This is a genomic window from Bartonella sp. AP21QHHD (assembly GCF_042196205.1).
In the GTDB taxonomy this organism is placed as follows: domain Bacteria; phylum Pseudomonadota; class Alphaproteobacteria; order Rhizobiales; family Rhizobiaceae; genus Bartonella.
In genome coordinates this window covers 1-5181 of record NZ_JBHIPT010000022.1, presented here as the reverse complement: position 1 = coordinate 5181, position 5181 = coordinate 1, and the positions used below count along the sequence as shown (strand labels likewise).

General features: G+C 45.3%; 3 tRNA genes and 2 rRNA genes. All 5 read right to left on the bottom strand.

Annotation, left to right across the window (positions count from 1 at the left end):
- Positions 1 to 800: 800 nt before the first annotated feature.
- Positions 801 to 877 (bottom strand) — tRNA-Met (locus ACFIMC_RS01805).
- Between the two features lie 105 nt (positions 878 to 982).
- A 5S ribosomal RNA gene (rrf, locus tag ACFIMC_RS01800) occupies positions 983 to 1097 on the bottom strand.
- Positions 1098 to 1163: 66 nt separating this feature from the next.
- Positions 1164 to 3978, bottom strand: a 23S ribosomal RNA gene (locus ACFIMC_RS01795).
- Between the two features lie 441 nt (positions 3979 to 4419).
- Positions 4420 to 4495: transfer RNA gene (locus ACFIMC_RS01790), tRNA-Ala, on the bottom strand.
- Positions 4496 to 4748: 253 nt separating this feature from the next.
- Positions 4749 to 4825 (bottom strand) — tRNA-Ile (locus ACFIMC_RS01785).
- Between the last annotated feature and the right edge of the window lie 356 nt (positions 4826 to 5181).

Sequence of the window (5181 nt, the reverse complement as noted above, 5' to 3'; positions counted from 1 at the left end):
CCCCCTTAGTATTTAGTGATATAGATAGTTTGGAGTTCAATGAATTGTTTGCAGTTTTTTTGTTACAAAAAGTTGGCAGATTGTTTTGAGGATTTGGCTATACAGACTACACATAGAACAAAGGGAAGGATGATATAAAATCCAAGAGAATCTGAGTTTAGATTTAGTCCTTGAGCGCCCTTTAAGTGCGTGGCATTACGTACCTTAATGGCTTTTACCCCCCCCTTGCTTTCCGAAGGTGCATGATGATTAGTAGCATGCCCCTAGTTCTTATTTGGGTTTTGTACGTGGGAAGAGTTGCAAGTGAATAGCATTTTACTCCATGCGTTTACGCGTTACACTTGTTTTTTCTGCTTTTATTTTCAGAGATTGATGATATTTTTGTTTTCCAGTACTAAGAAGAGCTTTTAGATTTATTGTTTTAGAGAGAAGAAAGCATTCTCTACCTGCCTCTGCCTACCACTGCTTCATTAGTGGCATGCCCTTTATTAGTCCCTATTGCATTCTTTTATGAGATGAGAAGGCACCAGATCCAGTTTCAAAGCCGCTCCTAGGTCTTGGTGCGTTTAAGGGCAACTAGTTTTTTACTGTTTTGATGAGTTTCTATGAGAAAAGTGTAGCAGGAAGGGGAACTTATGTAGGTAAATTACTGACTTTTCCTAGTATAGGGGGAAGTTTGAGTAAAGAGTTATTCATAACATTTTTCATGACGTGCATTATTATATTTTCACACAATACTATGGGTGTATTGTCATGTTTAGAGATCATTTGATTTTTATGGAATTATTAGTGTTTGCATTTGGTTGCGGGGGCAGGATTTGAACCTGCGGCCTTCAGGTTATGAGCCTGACGAGCTACCGGGCTGCTCCACCCCGCGTCATATATTTTAAGACAAGATTTTTTTATTGTCTACTCTCAGTATTGAGCATTGATATTTATCGTTATATTTTTTTTGAATTGTTATCTATCATGCCTTTAGCAGACCTGGCGGCGACTTACTCTCCCGTGCCTTAAGGCAAAGTACCATCAGCGCTGGAGCGTTTCACGGCCGAGTTCGGGATGGGATCGGGTGCGTTCACTCCGCCATAACCACCAAGTCAGCAAAAAGCATGAATGATGAGAAGCTGGAATTTTATATTTTTGAAAGAATATGGGAAATGAGAACGATCAAGTCGATCGAACGATTAGTATCAGTAAGCTTCATGTGTTACCACACTTCCACACCTGACCTATCAACGTGGTGGTCTACCACGGTTCTCAGGGAATACTCGTTTTCAGGTGGGTTTCCCGCTTAGATGCCTTCAGCGGTTATCCCTTCCGTATATAGCTACCCTGCTATGCGGCTGGCGCCACAACAGGTCCACCAGAGATACGTCCATCCCGGTCCTCTCGTACTAGGGACAGATCCTGTCAATATTCCTACACCCACGGCAGATAGGGACCGAACTGTCTCACGACGTTCTGAACCCAACTCACGTACCGCTTTAAATGGCGAACAGCCATACCCTTGGGACCTGCTCCAGCCCCAGGATGCGATGAGTCGACATCGAGGTGCCAAACAACCCCGTCGATATGGACTCTTGGGGGTCATCAGCCTGTTATCCCCGGCGTACCTTTTATCCGTTGAGCGATGGCCCTTCCACACGGGACCACCGGATCACTATGACCGTCTTTCGACTCTGCTCGACTTGTCAGTCTCACAGTCAGGCAGGCTTATGCCATTGCACTCAACAAACGATTTCCGACCGTTTTGAGCCTACCATCGCGCGCCTCCGTTACTCTTTAGGAGGCGACCGCCCCAGTCAAACTACCCACCATACACGGTCCCGAATCCGGATAACGGACTGCGGTTAGACATCCATATCGGTAAGGGTGGTATTTCAAGGATGACTCCACAAGAGCTAGCGCCCCTGCTTCAAAGTCTACCACCTATCCTACACATACAGACACAAATGCCAGTGTAAAGCTATAGTAAAGGTGCACGGGGTCTTTCCGTCTAACCGCAGGAACCCCGCATCTTCACGGGGAATTCAATTTCACTGAGTCTACGTTGGAGACAGCGGGGAAGTCGTTACGCCATTCGTGCAGGTCGGAACTTACCCGACAAGGAATTTCGCTACCTTAGGACCGTTATAGTTACGGCCGCCGTTTACTGGGGCTTCAATTCAATGCTTGCACATCTCCTCTTAACCTTCCAGCACCGGGCAGGCGTCAGACCCTATACGTCGTCTTGCGACTTCGCAGAGCCCTGTGTTTTTGGTAAACAGTCGCTACCCCCTGGTCTGTGCCACCCTCTAACGGTTGCCCGCTAAAGGGTCACGCTTCTTCCAAAGTTACGCGTGCAATTTGCCGAGTTCCTTCAACGTAGTTCTCTCAAGCGCCTTAGTATTCTCTACCAGTCCACCTGTGTCGGTTTGGGGTACGGTCTATATGTGGGAGCTATTTCCTGGAACTGCTTCACTGCAAGATCAATCCAATAAGATCTTACAATATACGCAATCCGTCACTACCCACAGGTCCACGAATATTAACGTGGTTCCCATCGACTACGCCTTTCGGCCTCGCCTTAGGGGCCGACTCACCCTGCTCAGATTAACTTTAAGCAGGAACCCTTGGACTTTCGGCGAGGGAGTCTCTCACTCCCTTTATCGTTACTCATGTCAGCATTCTCACTTCCGATACCTCCAGGAGCTCTCACGAGTCTCCCTTCACAGGCTTACGGAACGCTCCGCTACCACTTACTCAATAAAGAGTAAATCCACAGCTTCGGTGTATGGCTTTAGCCCCGTTACATTTTCGGCGCAGGGACCCTTATTTAGACCAGTGAGCTGTTACGCTTTCTTTAAATGGTGGCTGCTTCTAAGCCAACATCCTGGTTGTTTTGGGATCCTCACATCCTTTCCCACTTAGCCATAACTTGGGGACCTTAGATGGTGGTCAGGGTTGTTTCCCTCTCCACGACGGACGTTAGCACCCGCCGTGTGTCTGCTAGTTAGTTCTTCCAGGTATTCGGAGTTTGGTTAGGTTTGGTAATCCGGTGAGGACCCCTAGCCCATCCAGTGCTCTACCCCCTGGAGAATTCGACTAACGCTCTACCTAAATAGATTTCGCGGAGAACCAGCTATTTCCGAGTTTGATTGGCCTTTCACCCCTAGCCACAAGTCATCCCAATCTATTGCAACAGATACGGGTTCGGCCCTTCAGTAAGTGTTACCTTACCTTCAGCCTGCTCATGGCTAGATCACTCGGTTTCGGGTCTAATCCAACGAACTGAACGCCCTATTCAGACTCGCTTTCGCTACGCCTACACCTACCGGCTTAAGCTTGCTCGTTAGACTAAGTCGCTGACCCATTATACAAAAGGTACGCCGTCACCCAGAACGTATCTTGGGCTCCGACTGTTTGTAGGCATTCGGTTTCAGGTACTATTTCACTCCCCTTGTCGGGGTACTTTTCACCTTTCCCTCACGGTACTGGTGCGCTATCGGTCATGCACGAGTACTTAGGCTTGGATCGTGGTCGACCCATGTTCAGACAGGATTTCACGTGTCCCGCCCTACTCTAGGACTTAAATCAGATTTACGTATACGGGACTATCACCCACTTTGGTACGACTTTCCAGTCGTTTCTACTTTTCTTAATTCAAGCCACTGGCCTGGTCCGCGTTCGCTCGCCACTACTAACGGAGTCTCGTTTGATGTCCTTTCCTACAGGTACTTAGATGTTTCAGTTCCCTGCGTTTGCTTCTTACACCCTATTTTATTCAGGTGTAGATACCTTTATTAGATGACTAGAAAACTAAACTGTCCTTTTACAAAAACAGCTTAATTTTTCTAGCCATCAAAGGTGGGTTACCCCATTCGGAAATCTACGGATCAAAGGGTATTCGCACCTCCCCGTAGCTTATCGCAGCGTATCACGTCCTTCATCGCCTGTGCATGCCAAGGCATCCACCAAATGCCCTTAAGACACTTGATCGTTCTCATTGCCAATATTCATTCACGGTTTGTCTGCTTCTCTTTATCTTGTGCAAAATAAAGCGCAAAACAAACCAAATATCAGCAGAAAAGACCAGCTTCTCGAGATATATTCAATGGCGCGGTTAAGCTTCCAATCATAAGCAAGGGCTTTGAGCATTCCCTTGCGACACATGTCTCTTTTTCTAAATTAAGATTTCCTCTTCGGAAGAAAGGTTTTTCTTTCAAGATCTTTTTTCAAATCTGTTTTCCAAAACCTTTTTTCGACAACAAGCATTTTCCCAAGAAAGTATTTTTCTTAACAAAAAACTTGTACCTCAGAAGGAACCTTAAAAAAGGAACATGTCTGAATATATCTTCTCTTCACAATTTCAATAGAACAAGCAAAAGATCACTGGACCTTTTACTAAACCGTGTTCTTACAACATGATGATGACCTAAATGGTGGAGCCGGACGGGATCGAACCGACGACCCCCTGCTTGCAAAGCAGGTGCTCTCCCAGCTGAGCTACGGCCCCTAAATAATGCTCTTTCAAATCAACTTTAACAAGATTTATCAACTTGCATTCCCTGTACTATTTTGATTTGCATCATTTAAATTTATCTGTACCACTGAAGGGGCTTTAAAAGCCTCTTTGAAAGCTTAATAAGATAAATTTAACAAATAATCTTTGGATGATAAAATTAAATCTTTAAAAATAAACAAAGATTGAAGCGTTTTTAATACGCTGAAGCTTCATACTCTTGGATAAGCAAAAAACGAGCATAAATTGGTGGGCCTGGGAGGACTTGAACCTCCGACCTCACGCTTATCAAGCGCGCGCTCTAACCAACTGAGCTACAAGCCCTCCGGGATAAACCGGAAAACCTTCCCCGGTATCATCTTAAATCACTGGAAAAGCTTTTTTAAGTGGCTTTCTTTTTTAGTCATTTCCTTTTAAAGCCTTTTTTAAAACCCATAAGTTTTAATAAATCCATAGTTTTTAAAATCCATGGCACCTTGAAACGCATATTTTTCTTTGAAACCGCGAAATGATTATGATGTGAGGCTTTATTTTAAGAGATCGCCAGAAGGCTTGGGATCATCATCTGAAGAAAGAGAAACGAAGACGGCACGTCTGCTTTTATATTGTCAACACATGAGCACTAAGCCCTCAAATACTTCTCTCAACAGAGGTAGGGGCCTCAAAGAGACGGGGGGGGG